15 protein-coding genes are annotated in these 16,503 nt (G+C 68.9%); 4 read left to right on the plus strand and 11 right to left on the minus strand.

All coding sequences use genetic code 11. The annotated features are described in order from the left end of the window. Positions 1 to 31 precede the first annotated feature (31 nt). Entirely contained in the window at positions 32 to 814 is a 783-nt protein-coding gene (gene map, locus V6S02_RS07440) for a type I methionyl aminopeptidase (RefSeq protein ID WP_124293416.1), read from the plus strand. 6 nt (positions 815 to 820) lie between these two features. Here the strand turns inward: map and treZ are convergent, their stop codons facing one another. From treZ to rpsP, 7 genes are all read right to left on the minus strand, one after another. Then, positions 821 to 2,548, minus strand: coding sequence for a malto-oligosyltrehalose trehalohydrolase (gene treZ / locus V6S02_RS07445; protein WP_336400377.1), 1,728 nt, complete (start codon positions 2,546 to 2,548; stop codon positions 821 to 823). Beyond that, entirely contained in the window at positions 2,545 to 4,983 is a 2,439-nt protein-coding gene (treY, locus tag V6S02_RS07450; RefSeq protein ID WP_336400378.1) for a malto-oligosyltrehalose synthase, read from the minus strand. The genes treZ and treY overlap by 4 nt, the downstream gene beginning before the upstream one ends. Beyond that, a complete protein-coding gene (gene glgX / locus V6S02_RS07455) occupies positions 4,980 to 7,184 on the minus strand; it encodes a glycogen debranching protein GlgX (RefSeq protein ID WP_336400797.1) in 2,205 nt (734 codons plus the stop codon). Before glgX ends, treY begins: the two co-directional genes overlap by 4 nt. Before the next feature lie 141 nt (positions 7,185 to 7,325). Further along, positions 7,326 to 8,003 carry a tRNA (guanosine(37)-N1)-methyltransferase TrmD gene (gene trmD / locus V6S02_RS07460; RefSeq protein WP_124293419.1) on the minus strand — a complete coding sequence of 226 codons (678 nt, stop codon included), beginning with the start codon at positions 8,001 to 8,003 and terminating at the stop codon, positions 7,326 to 7,328. 1 nt (position 8,004) lies between these two features. Continuing rightward, the gene (gene rimM, locus V6S02_RS07465; RefSeq protein WP_124293420.1) at positions 8,005 to 8,658 is read right to left on the minus strand and encodes a ribosome maturation factor RimM; all 654 of its coding nucleotides are present in this window, start codon (positions 8,656 to 8,658) and stop codon (positions 8,005 to 8,007) included. 1 nt (position 8,659) lies between these two features. Then, positions 8,660 to 8,890: an RNA-binding protein gene (locus tag V6S02_RS07470; RefSeq protein ID WP_124293421.1), complete on the minus strand. Its 231-nt coding sequence runs from the start codon at positions 8,888 to 8,890 to the stop codon at positions 8,660 to 8,662. 12 nt (positions 8,891 to 8,902) lie between these two features. Beyond that, the gene (rpsP, locus tag V6S02_RS07475; RefSeq protein ID WP_124293422.1) at positions 8,903 to 9,325 is read right to left on the minus strand and encodes a 30S ribosomal protein S16; all 423 of its coding nucleotides are present in this window, start codon (positions 9,323 to 9,325) and stop codon (positions 8,903 to 8,905) included. A 189-nt stretch (positions 9,326 to 9,514) separates the two neighbouring features. Here rpsP and V6S02_RS07480 point away from each other — a divergent pair, with 189 nt between their 5' ends. Continuing rightward, on the plus strand, positions 9,515 to 10,681 hold the full coding sequence (locus tag V6S02_RS07480) for a glutamate--cysteine ligase (protein WP_124293423.1): 1,167 nt from the start codon (positions 9,515 to 9,517) through the stop codon (positions 10,679 to 10,681). A gap of 28 nt (positions 10,682 to 10,709) precedes the next feature. On the opposite strand, the gene ffh is transcribed toward V6S02_RS07480, so the two are convergent. Next, positions 10,710 to 12,287 carry a signal recognition particle protein gene (gene ffh / locus V6S02_RS07485; protein WP_124293424.1) on the minus strand — a complete coding sequence of 526 codons (1,578 nt, stop codon included), beginning with the start codon at positions 12,285 to 12,287 and terminating at the stop codon, positions 10,710 to 10,712. 61 nt (positions 12,288 to 12,348) lie between these two features. After that, positions 12,349 to 13,320: a TetR family transcriptional regulator gene (locus V6S02_RS07490; RefSeq protein ID WP_336400379.1), complete on the minus strand. Its 972-nt coding sequence runs from the start codon at positions 13,318 to 13,320 to the stop codon at positions 12,349 to 12,351. Positions 13,321 to 13,397: 77 nt separating this feature from the next. Between V6S02_RS07490 and lipB the strand changes: the two genes are divergently transcribed. Continuing rightward, positions 13,398 to 14,036, plus strand: coding sequence for a lipoyl(octanoyl) transferase LipB (lipB, locus tag V6S02_RS07495; RefSeq protein ID WP_442927905.1), 639 nt, complete (start codon positions 13,398 to 13,400; stop codon positions 14,034 to 14,036). Then, positions 14,033 to 15,034: a lipoyl synthase gene (gene lipA, locus V6S02_RS07500; protein WP_124293427.1), complete on the plus strand. Its 1,002-nt coding sequence runs from the start codon at positions 14,033 to 14,035 to the stop codon at positions 15,032 to 15,034. Before lipB ends, lipA begins: the two co-directional genes overlap by 4 nt. 18 nt (positions 15,035 to 15,052) lie before the next feature. Here lipA and V6S02_RS07505 read toward each other — a convergent pair whose 3' ends face one another. Then, entirely contained in the window at positions 15,053 to 15,553 is a 501-nt protein-coding gene (locus V6S02_RS07505) for a DUF2004 domain-containing protein (RefSeq protein WP_124293428.1), read from the minus strand. A 76-nt stretch (positions 15,554 to 15,629) separates the two neighbouring features. Then, complete coding sequence (gene ftsY / locus V6S02_RS07510) at positions 15,630 to 16,502, minus strand: signal recognition particle-docking protein FtsY (RefSeq protein WP_124293429.1); 873 nt, start codon at positions 16,500 to 16,502, stop codon at positions 15,630 to 15,632. Position 16,503 lies beyond the last annotated feature (1 nt).

Raw genomic sequence — 16,503 nt, forward strand, 5'->3', positions numbered from 1 at the left:
CGCGAGAATGGAGGATGACGGAAGGAAATGAATGATCGAGCTGCGCACCCCGGCCGAAATCGAGGCGATGAGGCCTGCGGGCCGATTCGTCGCGGAGGTCCTTGCGACCCTTCGCGATGAGGCGAGGGTGGGAACGAACCTCCTCGCGCTCGATCAGCGGGCGCACGAGATGATCCGTCGGGCGGGAGCGGAGTCCTGCTACATCGACTACCACCCGTCATTCGGCGCCTCGCCCTTCGGCAAGGTGCTGTGCACCTCGATCAACGATGCCGTGCTTCACGGACTGCCTTTCGATTACGCGCTTCGCGACGGCGACCTGGTGTCGCTGGACTTCGCGGTCGCCGTGGACGGGTGGGTGGCCGACTCCGCGGTGTCCTTCGTCGTCGGCACGCCGCGCGATGAGGACCTGGCGCTGATCGACACGACCCAGCGCGCCCTCTCCGCCGCCATCGAGGCGGCACAGACCGGCCACCGCATCGGCGACATCTCGGCCGCGATCGCCGCGGTGGCCCGCGCGGACGGCTACCTCATCAACACCGACTTCGGTGGCCACGGAGTCGGCCGGACGATGCACGGCGACCCGCACGTGCCCAACGACGGCAAGGCGGGCCGCGGCTACCCGCTTCGTGCCGGCCTCGTCCTCGCCCTGGAACCCTGGTTCCTCGCCTCCACGGACCAGCTGATCACCGATCCCGACGGCTGGACCCTCCGCAGCGCCGACGGCTCACGTGGCGCGCACTCCGAGCACACCGTCGCGATCACCGAGGGCGGTCCGGTCGTCCTCACCGACCGGAGCTTCCTCGGAGTGGATTGAGCGCCCTCAGAGCGTCGTCACCGCCGCGCTTCGCCCCGGCAGGGTGATCCGCCCGTCGTCCGCCGACACCGCGTCATCCGTCGTCAGCAGCACACGCGACGCATCTCTCAGCCGCAGCGTCGCCGCGTCGGTGCCGAAATTGACCAGCACGTCGACGTCACCGCGACGCAGCACGAACGTGCGGGCATCCTCATCGGCCTCGGCGGACAGTGCCGCGAAGTCGGGGTCGGTGAGGTCGGGAAGCTCTCGGCGCAGCCGCGCAAGCCGCCGGTAGAGCTCCAAGGTGCGCCGGTGACGGGGGTCGGCGGCGTCGGATGTCGCCTCGGACCAGTCGAGGTGCGACCGCTCGAAGGTGGCCGGATCCTGCGGATCGGGGACGACGGATTCGTCCCACCCCATGGCGGCGAACTCCGCCAGTCGGCCATCGGCGGTCGCCTTGGCCAGCTCGGGCTCGGGATGCGAGGTGAAGAACTGCCACGGGGTGCTCGCCGCCCACTCTTCACCCATGAAGAGCATGGGGGTGAACGGCGCGAGCAGTGTGAGCACCGCGCCGATACGCAGACCCCCGTCATCCAGCGACTGGGACAGCCGGTCACCGGCCGCGCGGTTGCCGATCTGATCGTGGTCCTGGCTGTAGGTCACCAGACGCCACGTCGGGATGCGCGGATCGATGGGCCGGCCGTGTTCCCGGCCGCGGAACGACGACCACGTCCCATCGTGGAAGAACCCCCGGGTCGCGGCCTTCACCAGGGCGGAGAGCGGGGCGAAATCGGCGTAGTACCCCACGGTCTCGCCGGTGAGGGCGACGTGCAGGGCATGGTGGTAGTCGTCGCTCCACTGCGCGGTGAGGCCATAGCCCCCGGCCTCCCGAGCGGAGATGAGAGTCGCATCGTTCATGTCGGATTCGGCGATCAGGGTTAGGGGACGCCCCACGTGGGCGCTGAGCCGATCGGTCTCCTCGGCGATCTCCTGCAGGATGTGCCGATCGGTGCGGTCGAGCAGCGCGTGGACGGCGTCCAGACGCAGGCCGTCGACGTGATAGTCCCGCATCCACATCAGCGCGTTCTCCACGATGAACGAGCGCACGGCCGGCTCGTCGAGGTTCACCGACGAACCCCAGGTGTTGCGTTCGGCGTCGCGGAGATACGGGCCGTATTCCGGCAGATAGTTCCCACTCGGACCCAGATGGTTGTAGACGACGTCCTGGATGACGGCGAGACCGCGTCCATGGCAGGAATCGACGAAGCGCTGGTATGCGGCGGGACCGCCGTACGCCTCGTGCACGGTGTACCACAGCACGCCGTCGTAGCCCCAGTTCCAGACGCCGTTGAACCCGTTCACCGGGAGGAGCTCGACGTGCGTCACGCCGAGATCGACGAGGTGGTCCAGGCGCGAGGCGGCCGCGTCCAGGGTCCCCTCGGGAGTGAAGGTGCCCACGTGCAGCTCGTAGACGATGCCGCCGGCGAGCTGGCGCCCCGTCCACTCGTGATCGCTCCACTCGTAGCCGTCGGCATCGAACCAGCACGAGGTCTCGTGCACGCCGTCGGGCTGTCGGCGCGAGCGGGGATCGGGACGCACGGCGTCGCCGTCATCGAGCACGAAGCCGTACCGGTCACCGTCGGCCAGGGTCACCTCGCCGCGCCACCAGCCGTCTGCCGCCGCCTGCATCTCGAGGTCTCCCCCGGCATACCGCAACCGGACACGGGTGGCCCGCGGGGCCCACAGTTCGATCATCGGGGTGTTCCTTCCTCGATCCGGGCGGCGTCGATCAGGAGCGCAACCGGATAGGTCTGCAGAATCGCTGACAGCGGGATCTCTCCGCCGCCGAATCGTCGTCCCGTCAGCGCGTCGACGACGTCCCGCGAGGGAAGCAGGATGGCCGTCCCGCCCCAGCCACCACGGTGGGCCAGCCCGGCCGGCAGCCGCGTGACGACCGTCGTCGCCCCGCCGCGATCGAATGCGACGGCGTGTTCGGACGCCTCGCCGACGACGGTGACCGGTCGATGGACGGTGAACAGGTCGGGTCGGTCGCGGCGAAGGCGCAGCGCGCGGGAGGTCACCAGCATCTTGGCGCGGGCAGTCGCGTCGACCGGCGGCAGGTCGCCACGGGCGAACGCCGCGTCGAGATCCCTCAGCATCCGTTGCCGCAGCCCGAAGTCCACCGGGCGACGATTGTCGGGGTCGACCAGCGAGGTCTCCCACAGCTCGGACCCCTGGTAGACGTCGGGCGAACCCGGTGCCGTGAGCTGCACGAGTTTCGCGCCGAGGGAGTTGCTCCACCCGAACGCCGAGATCTCGGCGACGAAGTCCTCGATCAACGGCCGCGCCTGTGCGGACGCGGCGTCGACGAGCGCATGCATCCTCCGTTCGAAGTCCTCGTCGGGGTCCCACCACCCCGTCGACTCCGCCGCCTCCCGGGCGGCTTTCTCGGCGTATGCGTGGAGACGGTCGGGGGTGGCGGGCCATGCCCCGATGATCGCCTGCCAGAGGAGCGCATCGAACGGGCCGTGACCCGTGGTCGCCACGGCGCGGAGGCGCTTGAGCACCTCGGCCCAGCGCGTGGGGATCTCGGCGAGCACGTTCAGCCGGGCGCGCACGTCCTCGCCGCGCTTGGTGTCGTGGGTCGACAGCGCCGTCATCGCGCGCGGCCAGGCGGCGAGGCGTCGCTGCTGTGCCCGGTGGAATTCCGCCGGCGACATCGAGAAGACCGCGGGATCCCCGCCCACCTCGGTGAGCGAGCCGAGTCGCGTGAACCGGTAGAAGGCGGTGTCCTCGACACCCTTCGCCATCACCGGGCCGGTCGTCTGCTGGAAGCGACGCGAGACCTCGAGCGACGGATCGCGGAGGATCTGACGCAGCGCCTCGAGGCTGGGCGCGAGGTCGGGGCGGCGCCGCGTCGCCTCGGCCGCCGCGCGGGTGAGATGCTTCTCGCCCGCCGGAAGATACGACCGGTAGACGGGGAAGCAGGCGAGGAGTTCGGCGAACGCGTCGGAGGCGCGATCGACCGGCGCGGGCAAGCACCGCACCAGCCGAGCGATCTCGGCGCGCTGGATCGTGTCGCCGATCATCCGCTTGGTGGTGTGGATGAGATCGGCCCAGCCGCTTCGCGGCACACCGGTCTCGGCTCGAAGCTCCGCATCGAGGTCGTCGAGGGGACCTTCGCCCTCGGGGTCGACGAAGAGTCGGTCGATCTCCCCCATGGCGTCGTACCCCGTTGTGCCGGCGGTGCGCCACCAGGTGGGGAGATCCTCACCGTGCTCGAGGATCTTCTCCACGAGCACGTGCGTCGGTGCACGGCGCGCGGCACGGGCCGCCTCGGACAGCTGCTCCAGGTACGCCCCGGGGTCGAGCAGCCCGTCCGGGTGGTCGACGCGCAGACCGTCGACGAGCCCCTCGCGCAGCCACCGGAGGATTTCGGCGTGGGTCGCCTCGAAGATCTCCGGCACCTCGACCCGGACACCGGCGAGCGTGGTCACGGCGAAGAACCGTCGGTAGTTCAGATCCTCCGCCTCCGTGCGCCAGAACGCCAAGCGGTAGTGCTGGCGAGACAGCACCTCGCGGACCACCGTCGGATCGGAGGTCTCGGCGTCGGGCGCCGAACCCTGCGCGAGGGGGAAGGCGTGCTCGAAGTACCGCAGCGCGCCGAAGGGGAACAGAGCCGGGTCGTCGCTCTCGGGCGACACGGTGATCTCGCCGTCCTCGACGACGTCGTCGACATCGCCGCCGAGGATGGGGACGAGGACGCGGCCCTCACCGAAGTCCCAGTCGATGTCGAACGCGGCGGCGTGGACCGAGTCGCGGCCTCGCAGGAGCACGTCCCACCACCACCCGTTCTCGGCGGGCGCGGAGATGCCCATGTGATTGGGGACGATGTCGACCAGGATGCCGAGGTCGGCTTTCCGAGCGGCGGACGCGAACCTCACCAGGGCTTCGGGGCCGCCGCGCTCCGGGTCGACCCGGGACACATCGACCACGTCGTATCCGTGGTCCGAACCCGAGGTGGCCGCAAGAAGCGGCGACAGATAGGCCCACGACACCCCGAGGTCGCGCAGATAGTCGACCACCCCCGCGGCATCATCGAGATCGAAGGAACGCCGGACCTGAAGGCGATAGGTCGACTCGGGATGCCGACGGTCCGGCGCGGCAGGAGGAACCGCCGCCGGGCTCACCGCCCGGCCTCGGCCTTCGGCGGAGTCTGCGGCACGTCGGAGTCGGCCAGCAGGACCAGCGACGCCGCCACCGAGTGGTCGACCTCGGGCTCGGGGACCTCGTGTTCGCACAGCACCATCAGGGATTTCGCCGCCAGGGGCACCGACTCGCCCGGGACGAGAGGCGCGGAGTCGGCGCGTTGTCCGGCCGTGTCGACCACGGTGTCCCACTTCGGGCTGAACTCGACCGCGGGCAGATGGAAGTCCACCTCTTCGTCGCCTGCGTTGAAGAGGATGATGAAGTGCTTGTCCGAGATCGGCTCTCCTCGACGATCGCGCTCGCGGATCCCGTTGCCGTTGAGGAAGACGCCGATGGCGCGGCCGAAACCGGAATCCCAATCCTCCGGCTGCATCTCGGATCCGTCGGGGCGCAGCCACACGATGTCGGGGATGCGGGCACCCTCCTCGCGGCGCACGGGACGGCCGTTGAAGAACCGGCTCCGTCGGAACGTCGGGTGATCGCGCCGTAGTCGCGCGAGCGCCGCGGTGAACTCCAGCAGCGGCTGGTCGACCGTATCCCAGTGCATCCAGGTCAGCTCGTTGTCCTGCGCGTACCCGTTGTTGTTCCCCTGCTGGGTCCGTCCGAGCTCGTCACCGTGCAGGAGCATCGGCACGCCCTGGCTGAGCATCAGCGTGGCGATGAAATTCCGCTGCTGGCGCGCACGCAGCGTCAGGACCTCCGGGTCGTCGGTGGGCCCCTCGACGCCATGGTTGTACGAACGATTGTGCGATTCGCCGTCGTTGTTGTCCTCGCCGTTGGCGTCGTTGTGCTTCTCGTTGTAGGACACGAGATCGCGCAGCGTGAATCCGTCGTGGGCGGTGACGAAGTTGATGGAGGCGACCGGGCGACGGCCGGAGTGCTCGTAGAGGTCGGCCGACCCGGTCAGACGTGAGGCGAATTCTCCGAGCGCCTGCGGCTCGCCGCGCCAGAAGTCGCGGACGGTGTCGCGATACTTGCCGTTCCACTCCGTCCACTGCGGCGGGAAGTTGCCGACCTGGTAACCTCCGGGCCCGACGTCCCACGGCTCGGCGATGAGTTTGACCTGCGAGACCACCGGATCCTGCTGTACGAGCTCGAAGAAGGTCGCCAGGCGATCGACGTCGTAGAACTCCCTCGCAAGGGTGGAGGCCAGGTCGAAGCGGAACCCGTCCACGTGCATGTCGAGGACCCAGTAACGCAGGGAGTCCATGATCAGCTGCAGCGCGTGGGGATTGCCGACGTTCAGGCTGTTCCCCGTGCCGGTGTAGTCGGTGTAGTAGCGCTTGTCATCCTGCTCGAGGCGGTAGTACGCCTCGTTGTCGATGCCGCGCATCGACAGCGTCGGTCCCATGTGATTGCCCTCGGCGGTGTGGTTGTAGACCACGTCGAGGATGACCTCGATGCCGGCGGTGTGGAGGGCGCGCACCATGCCCTTGAACTCCTGCACCTGCTGACCCCGCTGGCCCGTGGAGGCGTAGGTGTTCTGCGGGGCGAGGAAGGCGATGGTGTTGTAGCCCCAGTAGTTCGCCAGGCCCTTGTCCTGGAGGGTGGAGTCGTTGACGAACTGATGCACCGGCATGAGCTCGATCGCGGTGACACCCAGCTTGAGCAGGTGGTCGATCACCGCCGGGTGGGCGATGCCGCTGTAGGTGCCGCGCAGCTCCTCGGGGATCAGCTCGTTGAGCTTGGTCAGGCCCTTGACGTGGGCCTCGTAGATGAGGGTCTCGGCGTACGGGGTCTTGGGCTGGCGGTCTCCGGTCCAGTCGAAGAACGGGTTGACCACCACCCCCTTCATCATCGCGTCGGCGGAGTCGTCGTCGTTGAACGAGTCGGGATCGCCGAAGGTGTACGAGAACACGGACTGTCCCCACGTGATCTCGCCGTCGACGGCTTTGGCGTACGGGTCCAGCAGGAGCTTGCTCGGATTGAACCGCTGACCGTTCGCGGGGTCGTAGGGCCCGTGCACGCGATAGCCGTAGCGCTGGCCCGGTCCGACATTGGGAAGGTAGACGTGCCACACGAACGCGTCCACGTCGCGCAGCTCCACCCGGGTCTCGGAGCCGTCGTCGTCGAAGAGGCAGAGTTCGACACGTTCCGCTCCCTCACTGAAGACGGCGAAATTGGTGCCGTTCCCGTCGAAGGTGGCGCCGAGGGGGTATGCCGACCCCGGCCAAGCCTGCAGCGTCATCCGTGTCCTTTCACGGTCGCGCGCACGCCGCACGACCAGTTACGAAGGTCCTGAGCATATCGAGGCCGGATGACACGCCGGTGCCTCTTGACGCCGAGGGACCCCGGAGGGGTCTGACGCAGCATCCGATCCGGATCAGTCCAGCAGGTCGGGTCGCTGGGCGCGGGTACGGGCGAGACTCTGCTCGTGTCGCCACTGTGCGATCGCGGCGTGGTTGCCGCTCAGGAGCACCGGGGGAACCTCCCGCGAGCGCCACGAGGCGGGTTTGGTGTAGCTCGGGTACTCCAGGAGGCCGGCCTCGTGGGATTCCTCGATGAGACTCTCGGGGTTGCCGACGACGCCGGGCACGAGACGGGACACGGCCTCGACGATCGCCATGGCGGCGACCTCGCCGCCGTTGAGCACGTAGTCGCCGAGGCTGATCAACCGCACCCGGTGACTGGTCGCGTAGTGGTCGATCACGCGCTGATCGATGCCCTCGTAACGGCCGCAGGCGAAGACGATGTGGGCCTCTTCGGCGAGGGCGCGCGCGAGGGGCTGGCTGAACCGCTCCCCTGCCGGCGACGGGACGACGAGCAGGGCGTCGGGCGTGAGCACCTCGTCGAGGGCCTCGCCCCACGGCTCGGGTTTCATCACCATTCCCGCTCCCCCGCCGTAGGGGGTGTCGTCGACGGTGCGATGTCGATCGTGCGTCCACGCGCGCAGGTCGTGGACGCGGATGTCGAGCAGGCCGCGATCACGTGCCTTCCCGATCAGCGAGACGTCGAGGACGTCGAAGAACGCCGGGAAGATCGTGATGATGTCGACGCGCATCTCAGGGCGCGTCCGGTCGGCCGTCCTCGGCTCCCGTTTCCGACGCGTCCGCGTCCTCCGGATCGCCGGGCAGGTCCTCGAACAGCCCCGGAGGCGGGGTCACGGTGACGCGCCCCGCGGCGATGTCGACGTCGGGGACGATGGCGGAGACGAACGGGACGAGCAGTTCTCGGTCGCCCTCACCGGTGGGGCGGACGATCAGCAGGTCCTGCGCGGGAAGATGGTCGACGCGGATCACCCGCCCGACGACGTCTCCGTCGCGGACCACGTCGAGGCCGACGAGCTGGTGGTCGTACCAGGCATCGGGTTCGCTCGTGGGAGCGGTCGCGTCCTCATCGATCCAGAGGATGGCGCGCACGAGACCCTCCGCCGTGGTGCGATCATCCACCCCCTCGAAGAATGCGACGGGGTGGGAGTTCATCCATCGGAACTCGCGCACCGTGAGGGGCTTTCCGTGCCACGGGGATGTCTCGGGCACCTGCAGCGTGAAGGTCGCACCCGGGACGAACCGACCGTCCGGGTCGTCGGTGTACAGCTCGATCTTGAGCGCACCCTTCAAGCCGTGGGCCTTGACCAGACGGCCGACGCGGAGCTGGGTCCGCTCGCCCGCCCGCGCGCGCGGGGCGGATGGCGCCGAGGAGTCTTCGCTGGGCACGTCAGTCGTCCGCGACGTCGACGCGCACACGGCGTCCGTCTGCGAGAGCGGCGACGAGGGTGCGAAGGGCTTTGGCCGTGCGGCCACCGCGCCCGATCACACGTCCGCGGTCCTCGGGATGCACGTGCACCTCGAGCAGGTCGCCGCGAGGCGACGTGGACGACTGGATGCGGACGTCGTCAGGGTGATCGACGATCCCCTTGACGATGTGTTCGAGCGCGGCGGCGAGCACGGCGTGGGACGCTTACTCGGCGGCGGCGTCGGCGGAAGCCTCGGCCTCGTCGGCGGGGGCCTCGGCGGGCTCCGCAGCCTTCTTCTCGGCCTTGGGCTTGACGACGGACGACTTCGACGAGTCCAGCTCGAAAGCCGGCTTGTCCTCGCGCGTCTTCACGGTGGAGGTCGCGTCCTTGTCACCCTTGAAGGTGCCCCAGTCGCCGGTCAGCTTGAGGATGGCGCGCACCTGCTCGGTCGGCTGGGCGCCGACGCCGAGCCAGTACTGCGCACGCTCGGAGTCGACCTCGATGAACGAGGGCTCCTCGGTGGGGTGGTACTTGCCGATCTCTTCGATCACACGACCATCGCGCTTGGTGCGCGAGTCGGCGACGACGATGCGGTAGTAGGGCGCACGGATCTTGCCCAGGCGCTTCAGACGGATCTTGACAGCCACGATTCTCCTGAATGTGTGGAAGGAATGAACTGGTCGACCGGGAGGTGGGGTGCAACACCCGGTGGAAGCTCTACGGAGGACGGCGGGCTGGATAGAGGGTCGAGTCCGGCGTCCGACCCTCTATTCTGCCAGACGACACGAACAGTAGCGAACCGTCGAGCCGCTGTCTTCGCATGCCACACTGGGCGCATGACGGAGCCCTTCGCCCGGTCGGCACGCTCCACCGTGGGGATCGAATGGGAGCTGATGCTCGCCGACGGCGAGACCGGCGATCTGGTGCCCCGGGCGCCCGAGGTCCTGGATGCGCTGGGCGAGGACGCCGCGCTCGAGCGCTACACCATCACCCAAGAGCTTCTGACGAACACGATCGAGCTCACCAGTGGCATCGGCGACACCGTCGCCGCCGCCGTCGACGACATCGGCGACGCGATCGCCGCGGTGCGCACGGCTACCGAGCCGCGCGGCATCGAGCTGCTGTCCGCGGGCAGTCACCCGTTCGCACAGTGGTACGACCAGGAGGTCACCGACAAGACGCGCTATCACAGCCTCATCGAGCGGACCCAGTGGTGGGGCCGGAACATGATGATCTGGGGCATCCACGTGCATGTCGGCGTGGAGGACGTGACGAAGGTCTTCCCGATCATCAACGCGCTGACGGTCTATCTTCCCCATCTGCAAGCGCTGTCGGCGTCCTCACCCTTCTGGGCCGGAGAGCGCACCGGGTACGCCTCGAATCGGGCGCTGGTGTTCCAGCAGCTGCCGACAGCGGGGCTACCCTGGCCACTTCCCGACTGGGCTGCTTTCGAGCGTTACCTCGACGACATGATCGCCACGGGGGTGATGGAGGATGCCACGGAGGTGCGGTGGGACATCCGCCCCGCGCCGCGGTGGGGAACGATCGAGGTGCGCGCCTGCGACGGGATGTCGACGCTCCCCGAGCTCGCCGCGGTCGCGGCGTTCGTGCAGGTCATGGTCGAGCACTTCTCCCGTCTGCTCGACGACGGTGTCGAACTCAGCGGCATCCAGCCGTGGTTCGTCCGCGAGAACAAGTGGCGCGCCGCGCGTTACGGATTGGACGCACGGGTCATCGTCGATCGCGACGGCACCCAGGTGCCCGTCCGCGATCATCTGGCGGCCACGCTGGACGAGGTGGCCGGGATCGCCGTGGAGCTGAAGTGCGCGCGCGAGTTCGCGGGGCTCGAGCGCATCCTCGCCGGCGGCGCCAGCTACGCGCGCCAATTGCTGGTCGCCGAAGCGGCCGACGGCGATCTGCGTGAGGTCGTGCGTCACCTCATCCGGGAGTTCCGCGCGGGTCCGACACTGCGCGATCACCTGGCCTCGCTGAGCGGCGCCTGACCGGACGGCGGACGGCGGCGCGCGACGCTCAGCCCCGCCCGAGGAGCTTCTGGAGTTCGGCGAGGTCCTCCGCGCTCGGCGCAGCGGGTGCGCCTCCGGCACCGGCGGCGCCGCCGAGACCGAAGCCGGTTCCCGCGGGTGCTGCGGCTGCCGACGCGGCGATCCCCGCGTTCTCGGCCGCACGCTTCGCAGGGTTCCCCGACCGTGACCCCTTCTGCTTCTGCTGCTTGCCGCGTTTGGCCGATGCGCCGGGGCGTCCCGCACCCGGCACCGGACCCATTCCCGGGATGTTCGGCACGCCGCCGCGGGCGACGGTCTTCATCATCTTCGCGGCCTGGTCGAACCGCTGGACCAGCTGATTGACGTCTGTCACCGTCATACCCGACCCCCGGGCGATGCGCAGGCGCCTGGATCCGTTGAGGATCTTCGGATTGCGACGCTCCCCCGGTGTCATGGAGCGGATGATGGCCTCGGTGCGATCGATCTCGCGCTCGTCGAAGTCGTCGAGCTGCTGCTTCATGCCGCCCATGCCCGGGAGCATCCCGAGCATCTTCTTCATCGAGCCCATCTTCTTCAGCTGCTGCATCTGCTGCAGGAAGTCCTCGAGGGTGAACTGCTCGGTCGCGATCTTCTCCGCGACCTTCCGTGCCTCCTCCTCATCGAAGGCCTGCTGGGCCTGCTCGATGAGGGTGAGGATGTCGCCGAGGTCGAGGATGCGCGAGGCCATCCGATCGGGGTGGAACGCTTCGACGTCGTCGAGCCCCTCGCCGGTGGAGGCGAAGATGATCGGTCGCCCGGTGACAGACGCCACCGAGAGGGCCGCGCCGCCGCGGGCGTCGCCGTCGAGTTTGGACAGGACGACGCCGGTGAAGTCGACCCCGTCCTGGAAGGCCTTGGCGGTGTTCACCGCGTCCTGTCCGATCATCGCGTCGATGACGAACAGGACCTCGTCGGGGTCGGTGGCGCGACGGATGTTCGCCGCCTGCTTCATGAGCTCGGCGTCCACGCCGAGGCGGCCGGCGGTGTCGATGATGACGACGTCGTGCTGCTGACGCCTCGCGACCTCGACCCCGTCCGTCGCGACCCGCACGGGATCACCGACGCCGTTGCCCGGCTCGGGGGCGTAGACCGCGGCGCCGGCCTGGCGGCCGACGACCTGCAGCTGGTTCACGGCGTTCGGTCGCTGCAGGTCGGCGGCGACGAGCAACGGCGTGTGCCCGTCCTTCTCGAGCATCTTCGCCAGCTTGCCGGCGAAAGTCGTCTTCCCCGACCCCTGCAGACCCGCGAGCATGATGACCGTCGGCGGGTTCTTCGCGAACTGCAGTCGACGCTGCTGGCCGCCGAGGATCCCGATGAGCTCCTCGTTGACGATCTGCACCACCTGCTGGGCGGGGTTCAGCGCGCGATTGACCTCGTCGCCGAGGGCGCGTTCGCGGATTCTTGCGGTGAAGTCCTTGACCACCGGCAGCGCGACGTCGGCGTCCAGGAGCGCCCGGCGGATCTCTCGCACCGTCCCGTCGACGTCAGCGGGGGTGAGCTTGCCCTTCGTGCGCAGATTGCGGAAGGTCTCAGTGAGCCGGTCGGAGAGCGTGCCGAAGGTAGCCATGGTCCGGCAATTCTACGCCGTGGGGTCGGCGGCACCCTCGCGGGCGAGCCCGCCGGCGGGGTCACTCGCGGTCGAGCTCCTGGAACACCGTGAGCTGCACGCCGTCGGGGCCCCGCAGTCGTGCGTTCCGCGAGCGCCACGGGGTGGGGGTGGGCGGGGCCTCCAGGGGGGCGCCGGCATGCACCAGCGCCTCCGCCGTCGCCTCGACGTCGGCGACTTCGAGGGCCACCCGAATGCCGTCGCTCTCCCCGCCGTCTGTCTCGACCTCGTCGATGAAGCGCACCTGTGCGGCATCAGCCAGCTCCAACGTCGCCCGGCCCGCCTCGAGGATCGCCACGCGCGCGCCGTCCGGGCCCTCGAAAGCGTGGGCCTCGGTCATACCCAGGGTGTCGCGGTAGAACGACACCGCCCCGTCGAGGTCGGCCGAGCGGACGACCAACCGCAGTTGACGCACGCCTCCCTGCGGCACGAGCAGCGGCGCGACGACCTCGATCGCCTGATCGAGGGTCCGCGAGAGCGAGGTCCGCCCGGGGCCCGCTGCCGCCCACGCGCGCACCGCGGCGAGCACCGCTCCTCCCACAGCGCTTCCCACCACGTCTGCGACCAGCGGGTCGGCCCCGGTCCGCAGTGCGGCGGCGACCGATCGGCCGATACGCGTCGTTCGCACCGCCGATTCGCGATCGAGCTCTTCCTCGAGACCCATCGCCACCGCGTTGGCCATCGCCAGCGCCAGGGTATCGGGAGCGAATCCCGCCGCGAACGCGCGCAGCGCCGTCCGCACATCCCGGGGGCCCGTCTCTCCTGCATCCAGATGGGTGAGAAGTGTCGCCACCCGGGCATCGAAACTCGACCAGAGGATGTCGGATTTCGAGGAGAAGTAGTTGAAGAAGCTCGACCGCGAGACCCCGGCACGCAGGGCGATGTCGGCGATGGATGTCGCGTCGTAGCCGCGCTCGAGGAACAGTTCGCACGCGGCCTCGGCGATGGTCTCGGGAGACGAGAGCTTCGGACGCCCGGCACGCTGCTCTGTCATGACTTCACCCTAGGACGCGCGAAGAGGCCGCACGGGGAGCGTATTGTTGGACGCGGTCCAAGAAGGAAGGCGCTTCTGTGCTCGAAACGATGACGGTGGGGCTCGACCCCGACTTCGTCCCCTACGCCGACGCGTGGGACCTGCAGCGACGTGTTCATTCGGAGGTGGTGCGCGGGGAGCGGGTCGATACTCTGCTCCTGCTCGAGCACGAACCGGTCTTCACCGCCGGAAAGCGCACCGAGCCGGAGGAGCGCCCCACCGACGGGACCCCGGTCATCGACGTCGACCGCGGCGGCAAGATCACGTGGCACGGCCCGGGTCAGCTCGTCGGTTACCCCATCGTCCGCCTCGGGGAACCCGTCGACGTCGTGGCGCATGTCCGACGCCTCGAGCGCCTGCTCATCGCGGCCCTCGCTCGCCACGGCGTGGAGGGACTCCAGGAGGAGGGGCGAAGCGGAGTGTGGGTCCGACGCCCCCTGTCGACCGACAAGGTCGCCGCCATCGGCGTCCGTGTCGAGCGGGGAGTGACCATGCACGGGTTCGCGGTCAACTGCAACAACTCCCTCGCGCCCTTCCGTCAGATCATCCCCTGCGGCATCGCCGACGCCGGGGTCACGACCATCAGCGAGGTCACGGGCAGAGAGATCTCGCCCCGCGACATCCTTCCGACCATCACCGAGGTCTTCCTCGCCGCCGAGCGGGCGGTCGCGGCATGAGTGCCGCGGCACCCGACGGCCGTCGCCTCCTGCGACTGGAGGTGCGCAACGCCCAGACCCCGATCGAGCGCAAGCCCGAGTGGATCCGCACGAAGGCGAAGATGGGTCCGGAATACACCGCCCTGCAGGGCCTGGTGAAAGACGAGGGCCTGCACACCGTGTGCCAGGAGGCGGGTTGCCCCAACATCTACGAGTGCTGGGAGGATCGCGAGGCGACCTTCCTCATCGGGGGTTCCCAATGCACGCGCCGGTGCGACTTCTGCCAGATCGACACGGGCAAGCCCGCCGACTACGACACCGACGAGCCCCGGCGCGTCGCGGAGAGCGTGCAGCGGATGCAGCTGCGCTATGCCACGGTGACCGGGGTCGCCCGAGACGACCTCCCCGACGGTGGCGCCTGGCTTCACGCCGAGACCGTGCGACGCATCCATGCCGACAACCCCGGAACGGGCGTCGAGATCCTCGCCACGGACTTCAACGGCGTGCCGAGCCTGCTGCACGAGGTGTTCGACTCCCGCCCGGAAGTCTTCGCGCACAACGTCGAGACCGTCCCCCGCATCTTCAAGCGGATCCGCCCGGCCTTCCGGTACGAACGTTCCCTCGGCGTCCTGACGATGGCTCGTGAGGCAGGTCTGATCACGAAGTCGAACCTCATTCTGGGGATGGGCGAGAGCCCCGACGAAGTCATCGAGGCGTTGCAGGATCTTCACGACGCCGGCACCGACATCATCACGATCACGCAGTATCTGCGTCCTTCGCCGCGCCACCTGCCGGTGGACCGATGGGTCAAGCCCGCCGAGTTCGTCGCCTTCAAAGAGGCTGCGGAGGAGATCGGCTTCCTCGGCGTGCTTGCGGGGCCCCTCGTGCGTTCCTCCTACCGGGCTGGACGCCTGTGGGCGCAGTCGATGGTCTCGAAGGGCCGCGAGATTCCCGCCGATCTCGCCCACCTCGCGCGCGATCTCGCCTCCGAGGGCACGTCGTTCGCGCAGGCCGTGTGATCGGCCCCGACGTGGAGGTCAGTCTGCGCTGGTGACCGAGAGGACGTCTCCGGCGGAGTCGAGGTTCACGAGCAGCACGTCATCGGTGGCATCGGGGTCGAGCGCGTACTCGAGGACGGCGAACGGGTCGGAACCGCCGTGCTCGTCGGCGAGGATCGTCATGCTCATCAGCTGCAGTGAGCGGATCACGTCGATCCGGATGTCGCCGGAGATGTCGACCAGCAGATTCTCGATGCCCTCCCCCAGCGTCTCCTGCTGCTGGAGGATGTACTCCGTCACTTCGCTGGTGCGATCGTCGAGCTCGGAGACCATGCCGTTGCGCGCTGTCCGGTCGATCGCCTCGAGGGACGACACCAGGCTCGCCGCGATGTCGAGGGCTGCCTGGGAGACGTCGTCCTGATCCGGCGCCGTCAGATCCACGGTGACGGACTGGTCGCCGAGTTCGACGTTCTCCGACCAGAAGATCGAACCATCCGGACCCGACTCGAGGAGTCCGAAGAAGTCGTGCTCGATCGCCATACGCCCATGAAACCAGCCTCCCGGCCGGTGCGATAGACCTGGCCCGCGCGTCGGCCCGATCGGGTGGGCAACGAGCTCAGTCGACGAGGGCCGCGGCGAAGACGTGGGGGGTGAAGCCGGTGAGATCGCCGATTCCCTCGCCCTGGCCGAGAAGCTTGACCGGGATGCCGGTGCGCTCCTGCACCGCGAGCACGAAGCCGCCCCTGGCCGAGCCGTCGAGTTTCGTGAGCACGAGTCCCGTCACGCCGGCGTGCTGGAGGAACGCTTCCGCCTGCATGAGACCGTTCTGACCCGTCGTCGCATCCAGGACGAGCAGCACCTCGCTGATGGGCGCCTGCTTCTCGATGACCCGGCGGATCTTGCCGAGCTCGTCCATGAGGCCGCCCTTGGTGTGCAGCCGACCCGCGGTGTCGACGAGCACGATCTCCGTCCCGGTGCGCTTGGCGTAGTCGATCGTCTGGAAGGCCACCGAGGCGGGGTCCTGTCCCTCCTGCTGCGGTCGGACGATCGCCGCGCCTCCGCGCTCGGCCCACGTCGCAAGCTGGTCGACCGCAGCCGCGCGGAACGTGTCGGCGGCGCCGACGACGACGGAGCGCCCGTAGCGCTGCAGGAACTTCGCGAACTTGCCGATGGTCGTGGTCTTGCCGACGCCGTTGACCCCGACGACGAGGACGACCGCAGGGCGCTCGGTCAATCGCAGGGTCGTGTCGAACCGCGCGAAGTGCTCCTCGAGAGTCTCTTTGAGCATCCGCTGCAGATCGCGCGGGTCGGTCGTGCGGTACCGCTCGACCTTCTCCCGGAGCTCGTCCACGATGCGCTCGGTGATGTCGGGACCGAAGTCCGCCGTGAGCAGTGCCGTCTCGAGGTCGTCCCACGTCTGCTCATCGATCGTGGGCTTGACGAACATGCCGCGCAACGCGCGACCCAACGACCAGGAGCTCTCCGCCATG

Origin of the sequence: Microbacterium sp. CCNWLW134, assembly GCF_037083565.1 — a bacterium.
GTDB lineage: Bacteria > Actinomycetota > Actinomycetes > Actinomycetales > Microbacteriaceae > Microbacterium.

Bases quoted from the DNA above. Each gene is read 5' to 3' on its own strand.
- map (WP_124293416.1), top strand. From the start codon at position 32: ATGATCGAGCTGCGCACCCCGGCCGAAATCGAGGCGATGAGGCCTGCG.
- treZ (WP_336400377.1), bottom strand. From the start codon at position 2,548: ATGATCGAACTGTGGGCCCCGCGGGCCACCCGTGTCCGGTTGCGGTAT.
- trmD (WP_124293419.1), bottom strand. From the start codon at position 8,003: ATGCGCGTCGACATCATCACGATCTTCCCGGCGTTCTTCGACGTCCTC.
- V6S02_RS07480 (WP_124293423.1), top strand. From the start codon at position 9,515: ATGACGGAGCCCTTCGCCCGGTCGGCACGCTCCACCGTGGGGATCGAA.
- ffh (WP_124293424.1), bottom strand. From the start codon at position 12,287: ATGGCTACCTTCGGCACGCTCTCCGACCGGCTCACTGAGACCTTCCGC.
- V6S02_RS07490 (WP_336400379.1), bottom strand. From the start codon at position 13,320: ATGACAGAGCAGCGTGCCGGGCGTCCGAAGCTCTCGTCTCCCGAGACC.
- lipA (WP_124293427.1), top strand. From the start codon at position 14,033: ATGAGTGCCGCGGCACCCGACGGCCGTCGCCTCCTGCGACTGGAGGTG.
- V6S02_RS07505 (WP_124293428.1), bottom strand. From the start codon at position 15,553: ATGGCGATCGAGCACGACTTCTTCGGACTCCTCGAGTCGGGTCCGGAT.
- ftsY (WP_124293429.1), bottom strand. From the start codon at position 16,502: ATGGCGGAGAGCTCCTGGTCGTTGGGTCGCGCGTTGCGCGGCATGTTC.